This window comes from Stenotrophomonas sp. 1337 (genome assembly GCF_031455455.1).
Classification (GTDB): domain Bacteria; phylum Pseudomonadota; class Gammaproteobacteria; order Xanthomonadales; family Xanthomonadaceae; genus Stenotrophomonas; species Stenotrophomonas indicatrix.
Map to the genome: position 1 here is coordinate 162,719 of NZ_JAVDSR010000001.1, position 21,917 is coordinate 184,635.

The following is a 21,917-nucleotide window of genomic DNA, read 5'->3' on the forward strand; positions in this document are numbered from 1 at the left end:
CTTCAACGGATCCGCACCATGCGTGGATGCTTTGCGTCAGCGCGGCAGGCTGTCTTCGGCCACCAGCGCATGGTGCATGCCGATGCCCGCGCGCACGCCTTCGGCCATGGCCAACGTGATGTTGCCGACCGTGGTCGCATCACCGGCGGCGTACACGTTCGGCACCGAGGTCTGTTTCATCATGTCCACCTCGGCCAGCACGCCCAGCGGACTCTCCACCAGCGCGCAGCCCAGCTGCTGCACCAGAGGCGTGGCCATCTGCTGCATGGCCGGCACGAACAGCGCACGCTGGGCGACTCGGCGACCGTCGGCAAGTTCCACTTCCAGCCACGTCGGCTGCTCGCCGTGCACACCTACCACCGGCGTGGTTTCCACCTGCACGCCGCGTTGCTGCATGGCGGCCAGCTCCTCGTCGCTGATCGGCAGGCCCTGGCTGAAGAAGGTGACGTTGCCCCAGTCGGCGAACAGCGGCGCCTTGCCGGCCGACATCGGATGGCCGCCGAGCAGGCCGATCGAACCGCCACCCACTTCATAACCATGGCAGTACGGGCAGTGCAGCACGGTGCTGCCCCAGCGCTCGGCCAGGCCGGGCAGATCGGGCAGCTGGTCGGCGATACCGGTGGCCAGCAGCAGCTTGCGCGCGGTCAGTACCTGGCCGTCGGCCGTACGCACTTCCACACCTTCGGTGCGGAGCGTGGCCTGCACCGCTTCGGCATTCAGCCAACGCACGGTCGGGTAGTCCAGCAGTTGCTGGCGCGCGTTCTTCAACAATTCGGCGCCACTGATGCCGTCCAGGCCCAGCACGCCGTGCGAATGGCTGGCGAAGCGGTTTCGCGGCGAACCCGCATCGATGATGGTGACCGGCCGGCGCGCACGCGCCAGGATCAGTGCGGCGGCGATGCCGGCGTAGCTGCCGCCGACGATGAGGACATCAGGATTCATGGTGACCTTCCAGGGAACGGTGATGGGCAAGATGGCGGGCGAAGTCGGCGCCAAGCTGGTCGAGGGTGGTTGCCTGCAGCCGCTGCTCGAGCAGGCGCTGCGCTTCGCGGGCACTCTCCAGCAGGGCCTGGTTGACCAGCTGCTGGATCGGGCAGCCGCCCCTGCCTTCGCGGGTACCGACCTGGACCATCGGCGGCGCGCCGATGGCCTGGTAGACGTCGTGCAGGGTGATCGTCGCCGCATCGCGGGCGAGCTGGCTGCCGCCACCGTGGCCGCGCGTGCTGCGTACCAGGCCGGCCTTGTGCATCTGCGCCAGCAGGCGGCGGATCACCACCGGATGGGTCGGCAGGCAGGTCGCCAGCTGTTCGGAGGTTCGCGGCCCGTGCTGGCCGACCAGATGGGCCATCACGTGCAGAGCGTCGGAAAGCGGATTCGCGGATTTCATGTAACAACAATAGTTACATTTAAACCACCTGTCGAGGGTCTTCTTTCGTTCCATATGGACACATTTGTCCAATGAAACACATTCTTCACATCACTAAACAGAACGGGAATGTGACACGCATCGCACTTCAGAGCGCTAAAGGACGGTCGATACCGCATCGCACCCCTTCCGAGATCTCGTCCCATGAAAGCCTCTTCCCATGCGCCGCGGCTGCAGTCGAAGCTGCTCGGTGCCGTTTCTGTTGGTCTGGCTGTTGTCCTGGTATGCGCCCTGGCGGGCCTGGCGTCGGCCTGGTTGAAGCTGTCCACCGACGTACCGCCGGAGGTTGCCCACAGCCGTGACGCCGAGCGCCTGCAACGCGAATTCCGCGGACAGGTACAGGAGTGGAAGAACGTGCTGCTGCGCGGCCACGATGACGCGCTGCGCCAGCATCACCTGCAGGCCTTCGACAACGAAGGCCGCGTCGTTGCCGAACTGGCCACGGGCCTGGCCGCCAGCCCCGATGCGCGCACGCGCGAACTGGCGCAGGCGTTTTCCGGCCTGCACGCACAGTTGCAGCAGGACTACCATGCCGCACTGCAGGCCTTCGCTGACGCCGGCTACGACCCGGCGGTTGGCGATTCCCTGGTGCGCGGCAAGGACCGTCCGGTGGCCAGTGCGCTGGATGCCCTGAGCGTGCGTGCCACCGAGGTAGCCGAGGCTGCAGTGACCGCGCGTTCGCAGGATTCCCGACAGGTGCTGGTGGTATGCGCCGCGCTGACCATCGGCGCCGCCGTGCTGCTGCTGATCGCCCTTGGCTGGTGGCTGCGGCGCGCCGTGGTGCAGCCGGTGCTGGCGGTGGAAGCGGCCGCGCGTGCGGTTGCCGCCGGTGACCTCGACCACGTGGTGCAGGTGCGCAGCCGCGACGAGATCGGTCGCCTGGCACAGGCGATGCAGGCCGTGCAGAGCACCCTGCGTGGCGTGCTTGATGCGCAGACCGCGATGGCAAGGGCACACGACGCCGGCACGATCAGCCACCGCATGGACAGCAGCGCCTTCCCCGGCGCCTACGGCACGATGGTGGCCGACACCAACACCCTGGTCGATGCGCACATCCAGGTGAAGATGCGCGCGATCACGATCATGGGCCGCTATGCAGTGGGCGATCTCAGCCTGGACATGGAGCGCCTGCCCGGCGAGAAGGCCGTGATCACCCAGGCGCTGGATGCGGTCAAATCCAACCTGGGCGCGATCAACGGCGAGATCCGCCGCTTGGCCGAAGCTGCGGCAGCGGGCGACTTCAGCCAGCGCGGCGACAGTGCGCGCTTCGAGCATGATTTCCGCGCGATGGTCGATGGCCTGAACCGATTGATGCAGACCACCGAACAGAACCTGGGCGAGGTCTCGGCCATGCTGCGTGCCATTGCCGAGGGTCGACTGGGTGCGCGTATGGACGGCGACTTCCAGGGCGTGTTCGCCCGCATTGCGGGGGATGCCAACGCCACCGCTGCACAGCTGGCGACGATCGTCAGCGACATCAAGCACGCCTCCGGCAGCATCCATACCGCTGCTGCGGAAATTTCCGCCGGCAACAACGACCTGTCGCGCCGCACCGAACAGCAGGCGGCGAACCTGGAAGAAACCGCCGCGTCGATGGAGGAGCTGACCTCCACCGTGCGCCAGAACGCCGAGCACGCGCGGCAGGCCAACCAGCTGGCGATCGGTGCGCACAGCGTGGCCTCGCACGGCGGCGAAGTGGTCGGCCAGGTCGTGGCGACGATGGATGCGATCGAAGGCTCGTCGCGGCAGATCGCCGACATCATCAGCGTCATCGACGGCATCGCGTTCCAGACCAACATCCTGGCGCTGAATGCCGCGGTGGAAGCGGCGCGTGCCGGCGAGCAGGGCCGCGGGTTCGCAGTGGTCGCCAGTGAAGTGCGTACGCTGGCGCAGCGGTCGGCGGCGGCGGCCAAGGAAATCAAATCGCTGATCGAGGCGTCGGTGGAACAGGTTGGCCACGGTGCGCAGCGTGTGCGCCAGGCCGGCGACACCATGGCCGAGATCGTCGCGTCGGTGCAGCGCGTGACCGACATCATGGCCGAGATCTCCGCTGCGTCACAGGAGCAGTCGGCCGGCATCGAGCAGGTCAGCCAGACCATCATCCAGATGGATGGCACCACCCAGCAGAATGCCGCGCTGGTGGAAGAAGCCAGCGCCGCGGCACGCAGCCTGGAACAGCAGGCGGATCGCCTGATCGAAGCGGTGGATGTGTTTGATCTGGGAACCGCGACGGCGAGCAAGGGTGCGCTGGCGCGCGCGGCCTGACGGATCCACCGGGCAGTGTGGGGGTTGCCGGCCAGTGGCCGGCACTACCATGCGTGCGATTCCCGGTAATGCCGGCCGCTGGCCGGCAACCCGGACACTCCATCAGCGCAGGTAATCCGAGGCGGCCATCGCCTCGCCCAGGTAATCCAGGAACGAGCTGATCCGTGCCGATACGGCCGTGTTGCGGTAGTACACCGCATGGATCGGCTGGTACACATCCAGCGTCTGCGCGGCCAGCACCGGCACCAGGGTGCCGGCCGCGCGGTCGCGTTCGGTCACGAAGTCGGACAGGCAGGTGATGCCCACGCCCTCCACCGCCAGCGTGCGCAGGGTCTCGCCGCTGGACACCGCGATGTCTGGCCGCACCAGCAGCTGCCCCTCGGCATCACCCGGCAGCGGCCATCGGTTCAATGACTCCGGCTCGTTGAACCCCAGCAGCGTGTGCTGACCCAATGCCACCACGCTGGCGGGCTGGCCGTGCGTGGCCAGATAGGCCGGGCTGGCCAGCACCTGCAGCCGGCAGCGCCCCAGCGGCCGCGCATGCAGGGTGGAATCGGCCAGCGGGCCGATACGGATCGCCAGATCGGTGCGCCGTTCCAGCAGGTCGATGTAGCGCTCGGAACTGTTCAACTCCAGCTGCACGTCCGGATAGCGCGCGCGGTAGCCAGCCACCAGCGGCGCGATCACGTGCAGCACGAACGGCATCGCTGCATCCACCCGCAGCCGGCCGGCCGGACGCTCGCGCCGCGCCGCCATCTGTTCCTCGGCCGATTCCACTGCATCGATGATCGCCCGCGCATGGCGCAGGTAGGCCTCGCCCTCGGCGGTCAGGTGCAGGCGGCGGGTGGTGCGGGTCAGCAGGGTCGTGCCCAGCTTGTCCTCCAGCCGGCCCAGCGCGCGGCTCACGCCCGAGGGTGTCTGCCCCAGCTGCTCGGCAGCCGCGCTGATCGAACCGCTGTCGATCACCGCCAGGAAGGCCTGCATTTCGTCGAGGGTGGTTTTCATGGCGCCATTATTGACCACGCGGCAAGAGTGATTGGCGTGAAGACCGGTTTTTCGGCAAAGGTCGGCCGCGCACACTGCGCGCCTTCCTTCCCTCTGGACACTGTCATGATCCGTGGCATTCCGCTCGCCCTGCTGGCGCTGACCCTCGGTGCCTTTGCCATCGGCACCACCGAATTCGTCATCGTCGGCCTGATCCCGACCATCGCCGCCGACCTGCAGGTCAGCCTGCCCTCGGCCGGCCTGCTGGTCTCCCTGTATGCCCTGGGCGTGGCCGTCGGCGCGCCGGTGCTGACCGCGCTCACCGGCCGCGTGCCGCGCAAGACCCTGCTGGTGGCGCTGATGGTGCTGTTCACCCTCGGCAACGTCATCGCATGGATGGCACCGGGCTACACCTCGCTGATCGTCGCCCGCATCCTCACCGGCCTGGCCCACGGCGTGTTCTTCTCCATCGGCTCGATCATCGCCACCGCCGTGGTGCCGAAAGAGAAGGCCGCCAGCGCGATCGCCATCATGTTCACCGGCCTGACCGTGGCGCTGGTGACCGGCGTGCCGCTGGGCACCTTCATCGGTCAGCACCTGGGCTGGCGCGCCACGTTCCTGGCCGTGGCCGGCCTGGGCGTGATCGCGCTGCTGGGCAGCCTGCTGTTCGTGCCGCGCGGCCTGGCACAGAGCGCGCCGGCCACCTTCCGCCAGCAGCTGGGCGTGCTTGCGCAGCCGCGCCTGCTGATGGTGTATGCCATCACCGCGCTTGGCTACGGCGGCACCTTCCTGTCCTTCACCTACCTGGCGCCGATCCTGCAGGACGTCACCGGCTTCTCGGCCAACGCGGTCAGCCTGGTGCTGCTGGTGTATGGCGTGTCGGTGGCGATCGGCAACCTGTGGGGCGGCCGCATGGCCGACCGCATGGGCCCGATTCCCGCGCTGAAGCGCATCTTCGCGCTGCTGGCCATCGTGCTGCTGGTCATGACCTTCACCGCCCACAACACCTGGCTGATGCTGCTGACCGTGCTGGCACTGGGCGCGGTGGCGTTCGGCAACGTGCCCGGCCTGCAGGTGTATGTGGTCAAGCAGGCACAGCGCTACGCACCGCAGGCGACCGATGTGGCCTCGGGCCTGAACATCGCCGCCTTCAACATCGGCATCGCGCTGGGTGCGTCGCTGGGCGGCCTGGTGGTCGAGCACATCGGCCTGATGCATACGCCGTGGCTGGGTGCGCTGGTGGTGGTCGGTGCGTTCGCACTGACGGCACTCAGCGGCCGCCTGGACCGTCGCGACGGTATCGGCGATCGCGCCGAAGGCATTGCGGTGAGCGCGCACTGATGCATGCAATGCACCGTTGCCGGCATGCACACGGCCCCTGCCCTACCCTTTGCGATCACCTCCTTCCCCCGCTTTGGAGTTCTCCATGACTGTCCCCGCTTTCGGCCTCGGCACCTTCCGCCTGAAAGACCAGACCGTGATCGACTCGGTGCGCAACGCGCTGGACGTCGGCTACCGCGCCATCGACACCGCGCAGATCTACGGCAACGAAGCCGAGGTCGGCCAGGCCATCGCCGAGTCGGGCGTGCCGCGTGACGAGATCTACCTGACCACCAAGGTGTGGATCACCGAGTTCAAGCGCGATGCGCTGCTGGCCAGCCTGCGCACCAGCCTGGAAAAGCTGCGCACCGACCACGTCGACCTGGCATTGATCCACTGGCCGTCACCGAACGACAAGGTCGATACGCCGATGGAGGAATACCTGCCTGCCCTGGCCGACGCCAAGGCACAGGGGCTGACCCGGGAGATCGGTATCTCCAACTTCACCATCGCCCAGACCCGCAAGGCGATCGAGATCCTCGGCGCCGATGCCATCGCCACCAACCAGATCGAGATCCACCCCTACCTGCAGAACCGCCTGCTGGTGAAGTTCCTGCAGGACAACGGGATCCGCGTCACTGCCTACATGAGCCTGGCCTACGGCGAGGTGATCAAGGACCCAGTGATCCAGGCCATCGCCGGCCGTCATCAGGCCAGCCCGGCACAGATCGCGCTGGCATGGGCGCTGCAGCAGGATTACGCGGTCATTCCGTCGTCGACCAAGCGCGAGAACCTGGCCAGCAACCTGGAAGCCGCCGCGATCCGCCTGACCGAAGACGACATGGCGCAGATCGCCAAGCTGGACCGTGGCCACCGCCTGGCCAATCCGGAAGGCATCGCACCGGCTTGGGATTGATCCCCCCGGGGACGGACGCCTGCTGTGGTAGACGCCGACCTTGGTCGGCGCTGACCTCTGGTCGACCGATGAAACAACGTGCCGACCAAGGTCGGCACCTGCCAGAGCCACCGCACCGGGGTCGGCGCACGCGTGGCCCTACACCGTTGCACCGGAACCACCGCGTCCCGCAACATCGCGCAACCTATCCAGGACCTCCTGGATGTCCAGTGGCTTGCACAGAAAGCCGGCCGCACCCAGCGCACGCGCCCTCTCGATCACCTGTACCCGGGTATCTGCGCTCATCACCAGAACGGGGGGCGACTCAGGGTCCCTGACCAGTACCTCCAGTACATCCCATCCGCTGCAGCCAGGCATATGCAGATCAAGCAGAACGACGTCGGGCGCCAGTGCCTTGATGATGGCCTGCGCATCGTGACCATCATGGCGGCAGCTGAGGCGATGGCCGGCACACTGCAGCAGGTGCCGCACCACGTCGCGGTTGGTCTCCACGTCCTCGAACAGCAGGCAGTGCAGCGGACGAACCATCGCCGCGTGCGACTGGAAGAGCTGTTCCAGGGAAGGAAGCGGATCAGCCTCATCGGCCGCGGCCACAGTGAAGGACCACACGAATGAGGCGCCCCCGGCGTCGCTGCGGCCTACGTTGATCGTTCCGCCCATGGCATCAGAGATCAGCCGAACGATGTACAGCCCGAGCCCGACCCCCTGCTCGCAGCGCGCTTCGCCCTGGCTGACCTGCACGAAGGGCGAGAAAATCATCTCTCTCTGCGCATCATCGATGCCCGTCCCGGAGTCGCAGACCGAGATCCGCACCAGCCAGTCCTCTGCCGATCGAACGGCGCCAACCGAGACCTTCGCCTCGCCCGCCATGGGGCTGAACTTGATGGCATTGCAGAGAAGATTGGTCACCACCTGTTCGATGCGACCGCCATCTGCCAGCATCCATACGTCCGGCCTCCCTGCGTCCACCTGCAGAACCACGCCTTTGTCGGCAGCCGCAGGCATACAGCTGGCCTGCGCCGCCTCGATGATGGAAAACAGCGAACAAGGATGTGGCCGCAGCTGCAGCTTGCCACCATCAATGCTGGCAACGTCGAGGACATCATCGATGCGATGCCTGAGCGCCTGTGCCTGCCTGGCAACCGTGGCCAGTGCATGTCGCTGGGCAGCACTTGCCGTATCGACTTCCAGAAGCTGGATACCGCTGATGATCGCATTGAGCGGTGTGCGAAGCTCATGGCTCATTGTGCCGGCGAATCGCCCCTGCGCCTCGCGCGAAGCAATGGCACGCAACGCGATTTCGCGCATTGCAGCCACCAGTGACGCCACGACCAGCGGCAACAGGATGGTCAATGCCAGCGCATAGGCCAGATAGGCGGGCCGCGAAAACCAGTAGCCTTCGGGTGCTGCCCACAGCAAAGCCAATGCCGTTACCGCGATTGCCGGCGCCATGGCCTTGCGTCCGTAAGCCACCGTCGCAGCAATGACGAGGAACGGCAGGATTGCATTGAGCGCCATCAACAGGATGAAGGCCGAGTGCACCTGGATGGCCACCATGACCAGACTGAGCAGAAGACCCGCCGCGTCGTACCACGAACGGCGACGCTGCGAGCAGAGATTTATAAAGAGAGCCCAAGCCACAGACACTGCCAGAAGTACGATGGCGACCGGCAACACGCGCGCGGCCTCATCGGCCAGAACCCGCTGCGGGCCATCCAGCCAGAGCCAGCACCACAGCACCGCAAGCGCCTGCAACAGCACCCGGAACCCGCTGGCGCGCGGCTCCTGCAGGCACGACAGCAACATAGCCAGGCGGTGCATCTCCAACGCACGCGCGGCATGCAGCAGCGCTGCTGGGGACGAGGTGTGCAAAGACGTGTGCGGACCATGCATGTCAGCGTCCCCTGGTCAGTGATTGACCCGTCGTGCGCCGCAGCAGGCGCTGTGCCGAGATCGCCAGTGCGCAGCCGCGCAGACGCACGGTGCCGATGACTTCACCGGAGCGGAGAGCGTCAGCCAGGCCTTCGCAGGCATCGGCGATCCTGCGGCTGCCCAGCGCCGAAGTTACGCTTTTCAATGCATGCACGCGCGAGAGTTCCTGTTCCAGACAACCAGAGGATTCATTCTCCGCAGCGTTCACCCAACGCGAGATCGCCTCGTCCAGGGCGGCGGTGAATGATGAGAGCTGGTCTGGCGCAGCCACTGCAATCAGGCTGAGCATAGATCGCTCGCCGAGCTCAGGACCGTCTGCAGGGTACTGCCGCGACTGTGCCCCTTGCGTTGTGTTCAAGCGCCGCATTGCGTTCCTCCGCCTGTCGCATTCAACACCTGAAGAGATGCTTATCCGCGTTCCGCAACGCTCGACCAGAGGCCTGAAGCGACAGCGTGCGAGACATACGGACTACTGCATCCGTTGATGGATCTGCAGGAACAGCTGCGGAAACGTGCTACCGAGAAGAAGCCCGACAGCAACCGCGAGCAGGATGGCGCCCACGATGGCAGCACATCTGACCGGGAGTGACATTCGCTTCAGATCCATGGCATCCAGCATGGAAGCGCCCATCGCGCAACGCCATCGGAATCCATTCAAATTGTCCTGAGGTTCGTCATGCTGGCCTTGACACTTTTCCTGCTGCTTTTGTGCGCTGTTCTTGTCCGAAAGCAACACGTACGCAGCGCCGCCGCGCTGGCCTTGGCGCCGCTGGCGATCCTGGCCAGCGCGAGCCCGCCCATCACGCAATGGCTGCTGGACCTGGCACAGGACGCACCTTCAAGCATTGCACCGGCGCCGCATCCACGCACGGCCATTGTCGTGCTGGGCGCTGGCATCGATCAGGATGCTCACAGCTCTAGGCCAAGCCTGGCTGGCAATAGCCGGTTGATGGCCGCAGCGCAACGCTACCTCGCCTGCGAGCGCAACGGCGAAACCTGCGCGGTGCTGGTCAGTGGAGGTGCCACGACGCCGGACAACGCCACGGAAGCCGAGGTCTACGCGCGTGAACTGATTGCGCTGGGCGTGCCTGCGGGCCACATTGTCCGCGAGCAGGCCAGCGTGAACACCTGGCAGAACGCCAGGAACAGCAGCCGAATCATCCAGCACGACAGTCTCCGGGTGGTGCTGGTGACTTCAGGCCTGCATCTCAAGCGCAGCCTGATCTACTTCCGGCACTTCGGTGTCGTGGCCGAGGGCCTGCCCAGTGATCGCCTCCGCGCCGCAGCAGGATGGCTTCCCTCCGCATACAACCTGCTGCTGATCGAAGTGATGGTGCACGAATACATCGGCGTGCTGCGCTACCGCGTTTACAACGGCATGGGGTGGAACGAGGAATCCATCAGGCAGGACAGTGTCACACCTGCAACAACCATCCGCGCATTGCCGCACTCACCTCGTCCGGCTTCTCCATCGGTGCCAGGTGCCCGCAATCGGGCACCACCACCAGCTGCGAATGCGGCACCAGCGCGTGCATCTCCTCGCTCACCGCCAACGGCGTGATGCGGTCGTTCGCACCACAGACGATCAGCAGCGGATCGCGGTAGCCGGCCAGCACATCGTGGCCATCACTGCGCTCCAGCGCGCTCTGGCGCAGGAACACCTCCGCACCCAGCCGTGCGGTCATGTCACGCACGCGCTGCACCAGCACGTAGTCGTCCAGCCGCGAGGCGTCGATATAGCTGCGCATCAGCGCGTCACCAAAGCCGTGGAATTTACCGGGCAGGCGCACGCTGGCGCACTGGCTGCGGCGCTGTTCGGCACGTTCCGGGGAGTCGGCATGAATCGAGGTGTCGATCAGGGCCAGCTGCAGCACACGCTCCGGCGCGGTGCGCAGGATCTGCTGGGCGACGAAGCCGCCCAGTGAGAAACCGGCCAGCGCAAACCGTTCCGGCGCCTGCGCCAGTACCTCCTCGGCAACGGCCTGCAGGGTCTCGCCGCGGGTCTGGTCGCCCACGGTGCAGTCGGCGATATCGGCCAGGTCGGCCAGCTGGGCGCGCCAGAGTTCGGCGTCGTTGAGCAGGCCCGGGAGCAGCAGCAGGGGAATGCGGTCGGTCATGCGGGTATTGTGGCGTCTTCAAACCCACAACACGACCAGACACCCATGGCCGACCCCTACAACAGCGGTACCCCGACCACGTCAGCAGCGCGCTTCGAGGATTCGATGGTGACGACCGCCTTCGAGCTGCCCGGCTACCGCATCGCGCGCAACCTGGGCGTGGTACGCGGCATCACCGTGCGCTCGCGCTCGATCGTGGGCAACTTCCTTGGCGGCATCCAGACGATCTTCGGCGGCAACATCACCATCTACACCGAGTTGTGCGAGCAGGCGCGCGAGGAAACCTATCGCGACATGGTCAAGCATGCGCGGCAGCTGGGTGCAAACGCGGTCATCGGCATGCGCTACGACGCCACCGATGTGATGACCGGCCTGACCGAAGTGCTGTGCTATGGCACGGCGGTGGTGGTCGAGCCGCTGCATTGAATCCGAAGTTCCGCCGGGCATGGCCCGGCGCTACCGTCACGGTCACGCCACCGGCGGGACGTCGGGCACTTCCACCTGCTGCACCGGCAACGTCACCATCATCACCGTCGGGTCGTCCGGGTCCAGCCGGGTCTTGAAGCCCAGGCTCTGGCACATCGCCAGCATGGTGCTGTTCTCGCGCAGCACCTGGCCTTCCACCACGTCCAGGCCCAGCCACTTGGCGTACTCGATCATGATCGCCATCAGGCGCCAGCCGATGCCGTGGCCCTTCAGATCCGAACGGATCAGGATGCCGTACTCGCCACGGTGGTAATCCGCATCGGCATGCAGTCGCACCGCGCCGAGCATCTCGCCGCTGCGCGGTTCGAGCGCCACCAATGCGATCGAGCGGGCGTAGTCCAGCTGGGTCAGGCGGGCGATGAACTCGTGGCTGAAATGCTTCACCGACTGGAAGAAACGCAGACGCAGATCCTCGTCGCTGACACGCGCGAAGAACGCACGGAACAGCGCGTCATCTTCCGGCCGCACCGGGCGCACGAACGCGCGACCGCCATCGGACAGCTCGATGGTGCGCTCCCATTCCTTCGGATACGGGAACACGGCGAAGCGTGGATGGCCACGGCCCTTGTGCAGGATGCGCGACGGCGCAACCGCAACGCGCGCGTCCAGCGCGAGGATGCCCTTGCTGTCCACCAGCAGGGGATTGATGTCCAGCGTGCGCACTTCGGGAATGTCCGCCGCCAGCTGCGCCAGTTTTACCAGCGCCAGTGCCAGTGCACGCTCATCGGCGGCGGGCACGTCGCCATAGGCTTTGAGAATGCGCGAAGCCCGGGTCTGGCCGATCAGCTCGTGGGCCAGGCGCAGGTCCAGCGGCGGCAGCGCCAGTGCCTTGTCGTTGATCACTTCCACCGCCGTGCCACCGCGCCCGACCACGATCACCGGTCCAAACGTGGCGTCGTCGGCGATGCCGACGATGATCTCGCGCGCCTTCGGGCGGACGATGGTCGGTTGCACCAGCAGGCCGTCGATACGCGCGTCCGGCCGCAACTGCCGTGCACGGGCAAGGATCGCCTTGGCCGCGCTCTGCACCGCCGGCAGCGTCGCCAGATTCAGGCGCACGCCATCCACTTCGGATTTGTGCGGAATATCGGGCGACAGGATCTTCAACGCGACCGTCGCGCCACGCTCCAGCAAGGGTTGCGCCAGGTCCATCGCCTCGTGCGCATCGCGCGCGTGCATCACCGGTGCAGAGGGGATGCCGTAGGCCTTCAGCAGTTCATGGGTGGCCAACGGGTCCAGCCAGCCCTGGCCATTGGCCAGCGCGGCTTCGACCAGCGCGCGCGCACGCGCGGTATCCACGCTGAAATCCTGCGGCAGGCTCGGCGGCGTTTCCATCAACGCACTCTGTGCCTCCCGGTAACGCACCAGATGCTGGAAGCCGCGCACGGCCTCCGCTTCGGTGGGATAGGTCGGCACGCGTGCGGCATTGAGGGTGGCAGTGGCCTGGTCGTCGTTGCCCAGCCACACCGCGAATACCGGCTTGTCGCGGTGGTGGCGCGGGCGCAGGCCGAGCGTACGGGTCAGCGCCTGCGCCGCATCGGCCGACGAGGTGAACGCGGTAGGCACGTTGACCACCAGCACCGCATCGTTCTCGCTGTCGGCCAGCAACGCTTCGATGGCAGTGGCATAGCGATCACCATCGGCGTCGACCACGATGTCGACCGGGTTGCTGCGCGTCCAGCCCTGCGGCAGTACCGCATCCAGCTTCTGCACGGTGCTGTCGGACAGTTGCGCCAGCGTGCCCTGCAGGGCGATCAGCTGGTCCACCGCCAGGTGGCCGACGCCACCGCCGTTGCTGAGGATGGCCAGGCGACGACCGGGGAAGGTGCCAAGCCGGCCCAGCGACTCGGCCGCGGTGAACAGTTCGTCCAGCGCGCTCACCCGCAGCAGGCCGGCACGGTTGAATGCCGCGCCGTACACATCATCGGCGCGCGCCAGTGCCTGCACGTGGGTATCGGCGCTGCCCGGCTGTACCCGTTCGGCGCGCCCGGACTTCACCACCACCACGGGTTTGGCACGCGCAGCGGCGCGCGCGGCCGACATGAACTTGCGCGCGTCCTTGATCTGCTCGACATAGAGCAGGATGGCGCGGGTACGGTAGTCGGTGGCGAAATAATCCAGCAGATCGCCGAAGTCCACGTCCATGGTGTCGCCCAGCGAAACCACCGCGGAGAACCCCACCGAGCGCGCCACGCCCCATTCCACCAGGGCGGCGGCAATCGCCGAGGATTCGGAAATCAGCGCGAGGTCGCCGGCCTGTGGGAAATGCGCGGCGATGCTGGCATTGAGCCGTGCATGTGGTGCGATCACGCCCAGGCAGTGCGGGCCAAGGATGCGCAGGCCATGCGCGCGCGCGGCGGCCTCCACCTGTGCCCATGGCGAGCCCGGGCCTTCTCCCAGGTGCGCGGTGAGGATGATCGCGGCCTGCACGCCACGTTCGGCAGCGGTGCGTACCACCTGCGGCACGATGGCGGCCGGTGCGGTGATCACCACCAGTTCCGGCACCCAGTCCAGGTCCTTCAGCCGCTTCACCGTGCGGATGCCATCGATCTCGGCATGGCGCGGGTTGATCCATGCCACTTTGCCGGGGAAGCCGGTGCCGCGCAGGTTGCGCATCACCGCGCGGCCCGCCGAGCGCTCACGCGGGCTGCCGCCGATCACCGCGACCGACTGCGGACGGAACACGGACTGCAGGTGGTAGGTACTCATGTGCCTACGTTACACGGACCGGCGCTGCGGCGGCATGATCGTGCGCAGGAACCTGGCATCGCATCCACGCATGGCGTGGATCTACTGCGCCGGCCAGAACCAGTAGATCCACGCCATGCGTGGATGACGCCCCCCGTTACAGCAGCGTCCCGTGCAGGATCATCGCGGCGATGCTGAAGTAGATGACCAGGCCGGTCACATCCACCAGGGTGGCCACGAACGGGGCCGAGGCGCTGGCCGGGTCGAAGCCCAGCCGCTTGAGGATGAAGGGCAGCATCGACCCGGACAGCGAGCCGAACGTGACGATGCCCACCAGCGCGGCACCGATGGTGATCGCCAGCAGAATCCAGTGCTCGCCGTAGTCATGGAAGCCACCGAGCTGCCAGATCACGATGCGTACGATGGCCAGGCAACCGAGGATGGCGCCGAGCACCATGCCGGTGGGTACTTCGCGTAGTGCCACCTTCCACCAGTCGCGCAGGCGCAGTTCGCGCAGCGCCAGGCTGCGGATCAGCAGCGAGGTCGCCTGCGAACCGGAGTTGCCACCCGAGCTCATGATCAACGGAATGAACAGGGTCAGCACCACCGCGCGCGCCAGTTCGTCCTCGTAGTGCTGCATCGCGCTGGCGGTCAGCATCTCGCCGACGAACAGCACGCTCAGCCAGCCGGCGCGCTTGCGCAGCATCTCGAAGAAGCCGATCTGCATGTACGGCTTGTCCAGCGCCTCCATGCCGCCGAACTTGTGCGCGTCTTCGGTGGACTCTTCGATCAGCGCATCGAGGATGTCATCGACGGTGACGATGCCGAGCATGTGCTGCTGCGCGTCCACCACCGGAATGGCCAGCAGATCGTGGCGGCGGATCAGCCGCGCCACGTCTTCCTGGTCCATCTGCGCATCCACCATCACCGGCGGATTGACCTGGGCCACGTCCAGGATCGATTCCTCCGGCAGCCCGGTGATCAGCCGGCGCATGGTCACCACCTGCTGCAGCTGCTGGTTGGCCGGGTCGAGCACGTAGATCGCATACACGGTCTCGCGCGTGCGTTCGACCTGGCGGATGTGCTGCAGGGTCTGGGCCACGGTCCAGGTGGCGGGCACGGCGACGAACTCGGTGGTCATCAGCGCACCGGCGGTGTTCGGCGGGTAGCTCAGCAGCTTCTGGATGGTCTGCCGGGCTTCGTTGCCCAGCAGCGGAATCAGCCGCGCGCGTTCTTCTTCATCCAGCTCGTGGACGATATCGGTGGCACGGTCGTCGGCCATCAACCCCAGCAGCGCGGCGGCGCGCGCCGGCGGCAGTGCGGCAACCAGTTCGCCACTGCGGTGCAGCTCCGGCGCCTCGAGCATCTTCACTGCGCGCGGCAGCGACAGCGCGGCCAGCGTCTCGGCGGCGCGCTGCAGTTCGAGCGTGTTGAGGAATTCGACCGCGTCGGCGGTGTTGTAGTTCGCCAGCGGTGCCGACAATGCTGCGGCATCGGCCACCGGACGCAGCAATTGCTTCTGGTTCATGGTGATTCGCCTTCATGGGGTGCGACCTCGCGCAACGCCAACGCAGGCAAACCGTCCCGGTGTCAGGCGGTGGCCATCGCTGGCGTCGACCGAGGTCGACTTCTACTGTCGCTGGACATGGGTTGGGGACTCCGGAGGGGTGTACTGCCGGACACGCCGGCAGCGGCGGGCAGTCTGGACCTGCGGTCGGTGCAGGTCAACCCGCCACGCTGACCGGACAATGGGCCCGCTGCCGTTCTCGTGCGTACACAGCGGCGCGCGCATAATGACCAGGTGGCATCCGCCGCGCTTCCCCTCCCCGCCGAACGGACGCACAGCCGGCCTCCCGATGACCAGGTATTCCCATGCATAGCGGTGGTCTGGAACTGGCACTGGTGCTGCTGCTGGCCGCGGTGATCGCGGTGCCGGTGTTCAAGAAGTTCGGCTTCGGCGCGGTGCTGGGCTACCTGGCGGCCGGCGTGGTGCTGGGTCCGGACGGTCTGGGCTTCGTACAGGACGCCGACCGCATCCTCGGCGCGGCCGAGATCGGCGTGGTCATGCTGCTGTTCGTGATCGGGCTGGAGCTGTCCCCGGCCCGGCTGAAGGTGATGCGGCGCTCGGTGTTCGGTGCGGGCGCGGCGCAGGTGGCGCTGTCCGGGCTGGTGCTGGGCGGCCTGCTGCTGCTCGATCACTTCCAGTGGAAGAGCGCGCTGGTGGTGGGCGTGGCGCTGGCGCTGTCGTCGACTGCGGTCGGCCTGCAGCTGCTGTCCGAACACAAGGCGATCAACAGCGACCATGGCCGGCTGGGGTTTGCCATCCTGCTGTTTCAGGACCTGATCGCCATTCCGCTGCTGGCCGCGATTCCGCTGCTGGGCGGGGTCAAGAACGAGACGCTGCGCTGGGAAGATGCGGCCGTCGCGCTGGGCGCGCTGGCGGTGGTGATCCTGTGCGGGCGGCCGGTGCTGCGCCGGGTGTTCGGCATCATCGCCCGCACCCGCAGCCCGGAGGTGTTCACCGCCACCGCGCTGCTGGTGGTGCTGGGCACCGCCTGGTTCATGCAGGAAGCCGGGCTGAGCCCCAGCCTGGGGGCATTCCTGGCCGGCGTGCTGCTGTCCGATTCGGAATTCAGGCATGAGCTGGAATCGCAGATCGAGCCGTTCAAGGGCCTGCTGCTGGGCCTGTTCTTCATTGCCGTGGGCATGGGCATCGACCTGGACCGCATCGCCGCCGAACCGTGGATGATCGCTGCGGGCGTGGCGATCCTGCTGGTGGTGAAGTTCAGCCTGCTGTACGCCATCGGCCGCATCGCCAGACTCAGCTCGCGGCAGTCGTTGCTGCTGGGCAGCGTGTTGTGGCTGGGCGGCGAATTCGCCTTCGTGGTGTTCAACGAAGCCCAGCGTGCGCATCTGCTGGGCAATGCCAACCATGACCGGCTGGTGGCGATCGTCGGCCTGTCGATGGCGATCACCCCGTTGCTGATGATCGCCCTGATGCGCCTGCTCGGCGAGGAGAAGGTCGCGCCCCGCCAGGCGGCGGAGGCCGACAAGGTGGCGCCGGACAATCGCCCGAAGGTGCTGATTGCCGGCATGGGCCGCTTCGGCCAGGTGATCGCGCGCCTGCTCACCGCGCAGAAGGTGCCGTTCGTGGCACTGGAGGCGAACCCGGACACGGTGGCCGACCTGCGCCGCTTCGGCAACCAGCTGTACTACGGCGATCCGACCCGGCCGGAGATGCTGCGCGCCGCCGGTGGCGAGCACATCGACGTGTTCGTGATCACCGTGGACGACCCGGAAACCAACCTGCGGGCGGTGCGCATGGTGCGCCGCCTGTACCCGGACGCGACGGTGCTGGCGCGTGCGCGCAACCGCCAGCATGCCTGGCGGTTGATGGACATGTCGGCCGAACCGTTCCGCGAAGTATTCGGTACCAGCCTGGAAATGAGCGGGCGCGTGCTGACCGCGCTGGGCGTGGCACCGAACGTGGCCGAGCGCCATGTGCAGCAGTTCCGCGAGCACGACGAGAAGCTGCTGCGCGACCAGTACCTGGTCTACGACGACGAGGCCGCCGTGATCCAGACCTCGCGCGATGCCCGCAACGACCTGATGCACCTGTTCGAAGCGGACGCGGAAAGCGACGACAAGTAGATCCACGCCATGCGTGGATGTTTTTGTTTCCGTGCGCGGCGATCATCCACGCATGGCGTGGATCTACTGAAGGCATCCTGCCGACCAACGGTCGGCACCCACCCAATGGAAGGCGACCGTCAGCCGTTGTCGCGCAGGAACCTGGCCATCGACGATACGCCCGGCACGCGCGGCACGCGCGGCTCGGACGCGGAAAGCGACGGCGACAAGCAACGCTGATCGACGGAGTTGGGTAGTGCCGGCCGCTGGCCGGCAACCTCATGAACCTCGCCAGGATTGCGAAGCTGCCGGCCAGCGGCCGGCACTACCGCGCCCAGGGGTTAGCCGTTGTCGCGCAGGAACCTGGCCATCGACGATACGCCCGGCACGCGCGGCTCGGACGCGGAAAGCGACGGCGACAAGGAGCGCTGATCGACGGGGTTGGGTAGTGCCGGCCGCTGGCCGGCAACCTCATGAACCCCGCCAGGATTGCGAAGCTGCCGGCCAGCGGCCGGCACTGCCGCGCTTTGGGGTCAGCCGTTGTCGCGCAGGAACCTGGCCATCGAAGAGACACCCGGCACGCGCGGCTCGAACTCGGCGGCGACGTCGATGAAGCCGCGCATCACCGCGATCTCGCGCGGGCTGCGGTTCAAGCCATCGCGCGCTTCCGGGTCGGCACCGGCGCGCAGCAGGCGCTGCACCAGCAGCGGCAACCCGTGCAGGGCGGCCAGGTGCAGCGGGCCGAAGCCGCGCGGATCGCGCACGTCCAGGCTGACGTCTTCATCCAGCAGGCGCTCGACGGCGGCCATCACCACCTGCTCGTCGCAGGCGGTTCCCGGTTCGGCGCGCGCGCCCAGCAGCAGCAGCAACGGCGTGACCGCACCGGCGGCGGCCTGATCCGGCTCTGCACCAGCCAGCAGCAGGGTATCGAGCAGCGCCAGCAGGCGCGAACGGTCGCGCGCACTGAAGCCATACAGGGCTGCGCAGTGCAGCGGCGCCAGCTGCTGGGCATCGCCGGCGTGCACATCGGCACCGGCGGTGAGCAGGCGCGCCACGATGTCCGGCAGGCCCAGCGCCGAGGCCAGCATCAGCACGGTGACCCCGCCTGGCAGGCGGTGTTCGAGCTGCGCACCGGCGTCGAGCAGGGCCGAGACGATCTCGACCTGGCGCATGCTGACCGCCGCTGACAACGGCGTGGCACCACTGGCAGCGGCATGCTGCGGATCAGCGCCGCGCGCCAGCAGCAGGTCGACCACGGCCAGGTGGCCACCGCCGGCAGCACGCAGCAGTGCGGTGCAGCCCTGCGCATCGACGGCGTCGACGGCAAAGCCCAGATCATTCAAACGACGCACGGCGTCGACATCACCGGCCATCGCGGCGGCCGGCAGATCGCCTTCGCGCAGGGTCCGGCGCGGCAACGGCCAGACGCGCCAGTCCAGCCAATCAGCCAGATCACGACGACCGATCGACAACGCCACGCCCAGCGGTGTCTGCCCATCGGCAGCACGCGCTTCCGGCGAGGCGCCGTGCTGCACCAACAGCTTCAAGGCGCTTTCGCGCGCCAGTGCGGTGGCCAGATGCAGCGCGGTCATGCCATGGCTGTCGCGTGCTTCGCGGTCCACGCCGGTGGTGAGCAGGGCCTGCTGCAGGCGCAGCCAGCCCAGGCGCACCGCCAGCGACAACGGCGGATCACCGGCTGGCGAGGCGGCAAACGGATCGGCGCCCCGCTCCAGCAGTTCCAGCGCCAGCTGCTCAAGGCCACGCGCCGCCTGGTCGTGCTGCGCACAGGCGGCCAGGAAACGCGCCAGGCCGCCACGCCCGGCCGGCGACAGGCCGTGCTGCAGCATCACCTGCAGGGCTGGCACGGCATCGATGCCGCGCGAAAGCAGCGCGAACATCGGCGTATCTGCGCAGGCGTCGCGCACGTACGGATCGGCACCATGGGCGAGCAGCCAGTCGACCGCACGCGGCTCCAGCGCCAGCTCCGGATCGAGCAGCAAGCCACCCAGTTCTTCGGGCTGGCACAGCTTGGCCAGTGCGGCCACGCCATCGGTATTGCCGAACCCCAGCGCCTCGCGCAGCAGGGTCAACGGCGGGCGGTCGGGCAACAGGCCGCTGGCGCTGGCCGTCTCACCGCGCTCGGCCAGGCCATCGCTGACCGCGGCGGGCAGCGGGTAGGACGGGTCCAGCAGGGCCACGATCGCCCAGCGACCGGCTTCGGCGGCATAGTCCACCGCGCGCCGGCCGGCCGGATCGCTGCCGTCGGCAGCGATGCCCAGTTCCAGCAGGCGCTTGATCAACAACGGCGAAACGTCCTCGGCCATCGTGGCCAGCAGCACCGCGTTGCGGCCATCGGTGTCGACCGCAACCAGGTCGGGTTTGTGCGGCAGCAGGTGCTCGACCACGGCAGCGCGGCCGGCGCGTGCGGCTTCCAGCCACGGCGTGCGGCCCAGCGCATCGCGCGCTTCCAGGTTGGCACCGGCGGCCAGCAGCACGCCGATGATGTCCACGTGGCCGGCCAGTGCGGCTTCATGCAGCGCGCTGCGGCGCTGGCGGTCGCGCGCGTCGGCACGTGCCTTGTGCTTGAGCAGCAGCTGCACGCCGGCCGGATCGTCGTCCTCGGTGGCGGCCGCGGCCAGCAGCACCGGGGTGCCGTCAGCCGGTTCGCTGCGCGCGCCACGCTCCAGCAGGAAGCGCGCCAGGCGCCAGTTGCCGACCTGGCAGGCCACCGCCAGCGGTGACCAGCCATCACGGTTCAGTGCGTCCACTTCAGCCGCCGCATCGCGCAGCAGCGCGGCCACGCCCGGGTCGGAACTGCGCGCGGCGTGGTGCAGGGGCGTGTTGCCCTCGCTGTCGGTGGCGCGCGAATCGGCACCGTTGGCCAGCAGGGTCATCACCGCTTCCGGACGCCCATGCCAGCTGTCGCGGGTCGCGGCCAGCAGCGGGGTCATGCCACGGTGCGGCGCGTTCACATCGACGCCGCGGCCGATCAGCTCGCGCAGCAGGCGCAGGTCCGGCAATACTGCGGCCAGTACAGCCAGGCTGCGCTGGTCGCGCCAGTTCGGGTCAGGCAATGAATGCGGATCGGCGCCGGCCTGCAGCAACTGCAGCGCGCGGTCGATGCGGCCGTGGCGTGCGGCTTCGTACAGGGCCGGGGTCAGCTCCTGCGGCGCCAATGCTTCCAGCGGCGTGGTGTCCACCGCAGTGCTGAACAGCGTTTCGCGATCGACCGGCAGTTCAGCGCCAACCGGGCCGCGCAGCGAGACCAGCGGCGCCGGTGCGATGCGCTGCAGCAGCAGGTGGAGCAGCGGCGACAGCAGCAGCACCGCCAGTGCCGACGGCCAACGCGCGCTTTCCGGCAGCAGGCCCGGCCAGGTCGGCAGTACCACCAGTGCGGCCAGGGCCATCACCAGTGCGGCCACGCCAAGGCCACGCCAGGCGCTGAGGTCGCGGCCGGCCAGCGCCTGCCAATGCTGGGCCAGGCCACCGTCGAGACGCTCGACATCATTCCACAGCGGCCAGGTGCGCCAGGCCGCCAGCAGGCCAGCGCTGACCAGCACGCTCAGACCCAGCACCGCAGCCAGGCTACCGCTGTCGCGCAGCGCGGCCAGCGGCCAGGCCAGCAACAGGGCCAGCAGCAACGGCGCGGCGATCCACAGTGCCAGCAGCGCCGGCAGGTCCTGGCGGACGATCACCTTCGGCGGCAGCAGCGCACGGCTGCGCCGCCACCACGAGATTCCCAACGCGAACGCCGGTTGTGCCAGTGCCGCCAGCACCGCACCGGGCAGGCCGCCCAGCGCCGAACCCAGTGCCAGCAAGGCACCCAGGGTGAAGGCCAGCGACAGGGCGCGGGATCGGGAAAGCTCAGTCATAGTGGCGCAGCATCATGCTGCTCACCGACGGCGGCACCTGCAGGTAGAACCCGCGCTCGGTCAGTTCGCTGCGCACCTTGGCCGGGTCGGCCTGGGCCAGCCGGCGCTCCGCGTCCAGGGTCACGTCCAGCACGAAGACGAGCGGACCCAACGACGCCGACAGCGGCGCAGGCAAAGCGCTGAAGTCATCGCGTCGGGCGAGATAGACGTAGGTGTCCGGCTTGAGTTGGCTTTTATAGACGTAGGCGTGCATGTCCACGGGACGATAACCCGGGAAGAGC

General features: G+C 67.6%; 15 protein-coding genes and 1 pseudogene. 6 read left to right on the forward strand and 10 right to left on the reverse strand.

Annotated elements, in window-relative coordinates:
- Positions 1 to 36: 36 nt before the first annotated feature.
- Both J2X70_RS00785 and J2X70_RS00790 read right to left on the reverse strand, forming a co-directional pair.
- Positions 37 to 942 (reverse strand): NAD(P)/FAD-dependent oxidoreductase, encoded by a 906-nt coding sequence (locus J2X70_RS00785; RefSeq protein WP_080149589.1) that lies wholly within the window; start codon positions 940 to 942, stop codon positions 37 to 39.
- Entirely contained in the window at positions 932 to 1,387 is a 456-nt protein-coding gene (locus J2X70_RS00790; protein ID WP_025877596.1) for an Rrf2 family transcriptional regulator, read from the reverse strand. The genes J2X70_RS00785 and J2X70_RS00790 overlap by 11 nt, the downstream gene beginning before the upstream one ends.
- Before the next feature lie 183 nt (positions 1,388 to 1,570).
- Between J2X70_RS00790 and J2X70_RS00795 the strand changes: the two genes are divergently transcribed.
- Positions 1,571 to 3,691: a methyl-accepting chemotaxis protein gene (locus J2X70_RS00795; RefSeq protein WP_309908394.1), complete on the forward strand. Its 2,121-nt coding sequence runs from the start codon at positions 1,571 to 1,573 to the stop codon at positions 3,689 to 3,691.
- Positions 3,692 to 3,793: 102 nt separating this feature from the next.
- On the opposite strand, the gene J2X70_RS00800 is transcribed toward J2X70_RS00795, so the two are convergent.
- Positions 3,794 to 4,696: a LysR family transcriptional regulator gene (locus J2X70_RS00800; protein WP_059065568.1), complete on the reverse strand. Its 903-nt coding sequence runs from the start codon at positions 4,694 to 4,696 to the stop codon at positions 3,794 to 3,796.
- A gap of 105 nt (positions 4,697 to 4,801) precedes the next feature.
- On the opposite strand from J2X70_RS00800, the gene J2X70_RS00805 reads away from it, so the two are divergent.
- Together J2X70_RS00805 and dkgB are read left to right on the forward strand one after the other, a co-directional pair.
- On the forward strand, positions 4,802 to 6,016 hold the full coding sequence (locus J2X70_RS00805) for an MFS transporter (protein WP_025877602.1): 1,215 nt from the start codon (positions 4,802 to 4,804) through the stop codon (positions 6,014 to 6,016).
- A gap of 85 nt (positions 6,017 to 6,101) precedes the next feature.
- Positions 6,102 to 6,911 carry a 2,5-didehydrogluconate reductase DkgB gene (gene dkgB, locus J2X70_RS00810; RefSeq protein WP_100437066.1) on the forward strand — a complete coding sequence of 270 codons (810 nt, stop codon included), beginning with the start codon at positions 6,102 to 6,104 and terminating at the stop codon, positions 6,909 to 6,911.
- Positions 6,912 to 7,049: 138 nt separating this feature from the next.
- Here the strand turns inward: dkgB and J2X70_RS00815 are convergent, their stop codons facing one another.
- Positions 7,050 to 8,804, reverse strand: coding sequence for an ATP-binding protein (locus J2X70_RS00815; RefSeq protein WP_309908400.1), 1,755 nt, complete (start codon positions 8,802 to 8,804; stop codon positions 7,050 to 7,052).
- A gap of 1 nt (position 8,805) precedes the next feature.
- Positions 8,806 to 9,210: a hypothetical protein gene (locus tag J2X70_RS00820; RefSeq protein ID WP_032976819.1), complete on the reverse strand. Its 405-nt coding sequence runs from the start codon at positions 9,208 to 9,210 to the stop codon at positions 8,806 to 8,808.
- 309 nt (positions 9,211 to 9,519) lie between these two features.
- Between J2X70_RS00820 and J2X70_RS00825 the strand changes: the two are divergent.
- Positions 9,520 to 10,182, forward strand: a pseudogene (locus J2X70_RS00825) (YdcF family protein); the annotation flags it as partial.
- A 76-nt stretch (positions 10,183 to 10,258) separates the two neighbouring features.
- On the opposite strand, the gene J2X70_RS00830 reads toward J2X70_RS00825, so the two are convergent.
- Entirely contained in the window at positions 10,259 to 10,960 is a 702-nt protein-coding gene (locus J2X70_RS00830) for an alpha/beta hydrolase (RefSeq protein WP_309908403.1), read from the reverse strand.
- A 45-nt stretch (positions 10,961 to 11,005) separates the two neighbouring features.
- On the opposite strand from J2X70_RS00830, the gene J2X70_RS00835 reads away from it, so the two are divergent.
- Positions 11,006 to 11,386: a YbjQ family protein gene (locus tag J2X70_RS00835; RefSeq protein ID WP_309908406.1), complete on the forward strand. Its 381-nt coding sequence runs from the start codon at positions 11,006 to 11,008 to the stop codon at positions 11,384 to 11,386.
- A 42-nt stretch (positions 11,387 to 11,428) separates the two neighbouring features.
- On the opposite strand, the gene J2X70_RS00840 is transcribed toward J2X70_RS00835, so the two are convergent.
- Together J2X70_RS00840 and mgtE are read right to left on the reverse strand one after the other, a co-directional pair.
- Positions 11,429 to 14,155 (reverse strand): bifunctional acetate--CoA ligase family protein/GNAT family N-acetyltransferase, encoded by a 2,727-nt coding sequence (locus tag J2X70_RS00840; RefSeq protein ID WP_099844117.1) that lies wholly within the window; start codon positions 14,153 to 14,155, stop codon positions 11,429 to 11,431.
- 136 nt (positions 14,156 to 14,291) lie between these two features.
- On the reverse strand, positions 14,292 to 15,662 hold the full coding sequence (mgtE, locus tag J2X70_RS00845; RefSeq protein ID WP_025877611.1) for a magnesium transporter: 1,371 nt from the start codon (positions 15,660 to 15,662) through the stop codon (positions 14,292 to 14,294).
- 344 nt (positions 15,663 to 16,006) lie between these two features.
- Between mgtE and J2X70_RS00850 the strand changes: the two genes are divergently transcribed.
- Entirely contained in the window at positions 16,007 to 17,785 is a 1,779-nt protein-coding gene (locus J2X70_RS00850) for a monovalent cation:proton antiporter-2 (CPA2) family protein (RefSeq protein WP_080149582.1), read from the forward strand.
- 512 nt (positions 17,786 to 18,297) lie between these two features.
- Here J2X70_RS00850 and J2X70_RS00855 read toward each other — a convergent pair.
- Together J2X70_RS00855 and J2X70_RS00860 are read right to left on the reverse strand one after the other, a co-directional pair.
- On the reverse strand, positions 18,298 to 21,636 hold the full coding sequence (locus J2X70_RS00855; RefSeq protein ID WP_309908412.1) for an ankyrin repeat domain-containing protein: 3,339 nt from the start codon (positions 21,634 to 21,636) through the stop codon (positions 18,298 to 18,300).
- On the reverse strand, positions 21,629 to 21,889 hold the full coding sequence (locus J2X70_RS00860) for a YcgL domain-containing protein (protein WP_025877986.1): 261 nt from the start codon (positions 21,887 to 21,889) through the stop codon (positions 21,629 to 21,631). The genes J2X70_RS00855 and J2X70_RS00860 overlap by 8 nt, the downstream gene beginning before the upstream one ends.
- Positions 21,890 to 21,917 lie beyond the last annotated feature (28 nt).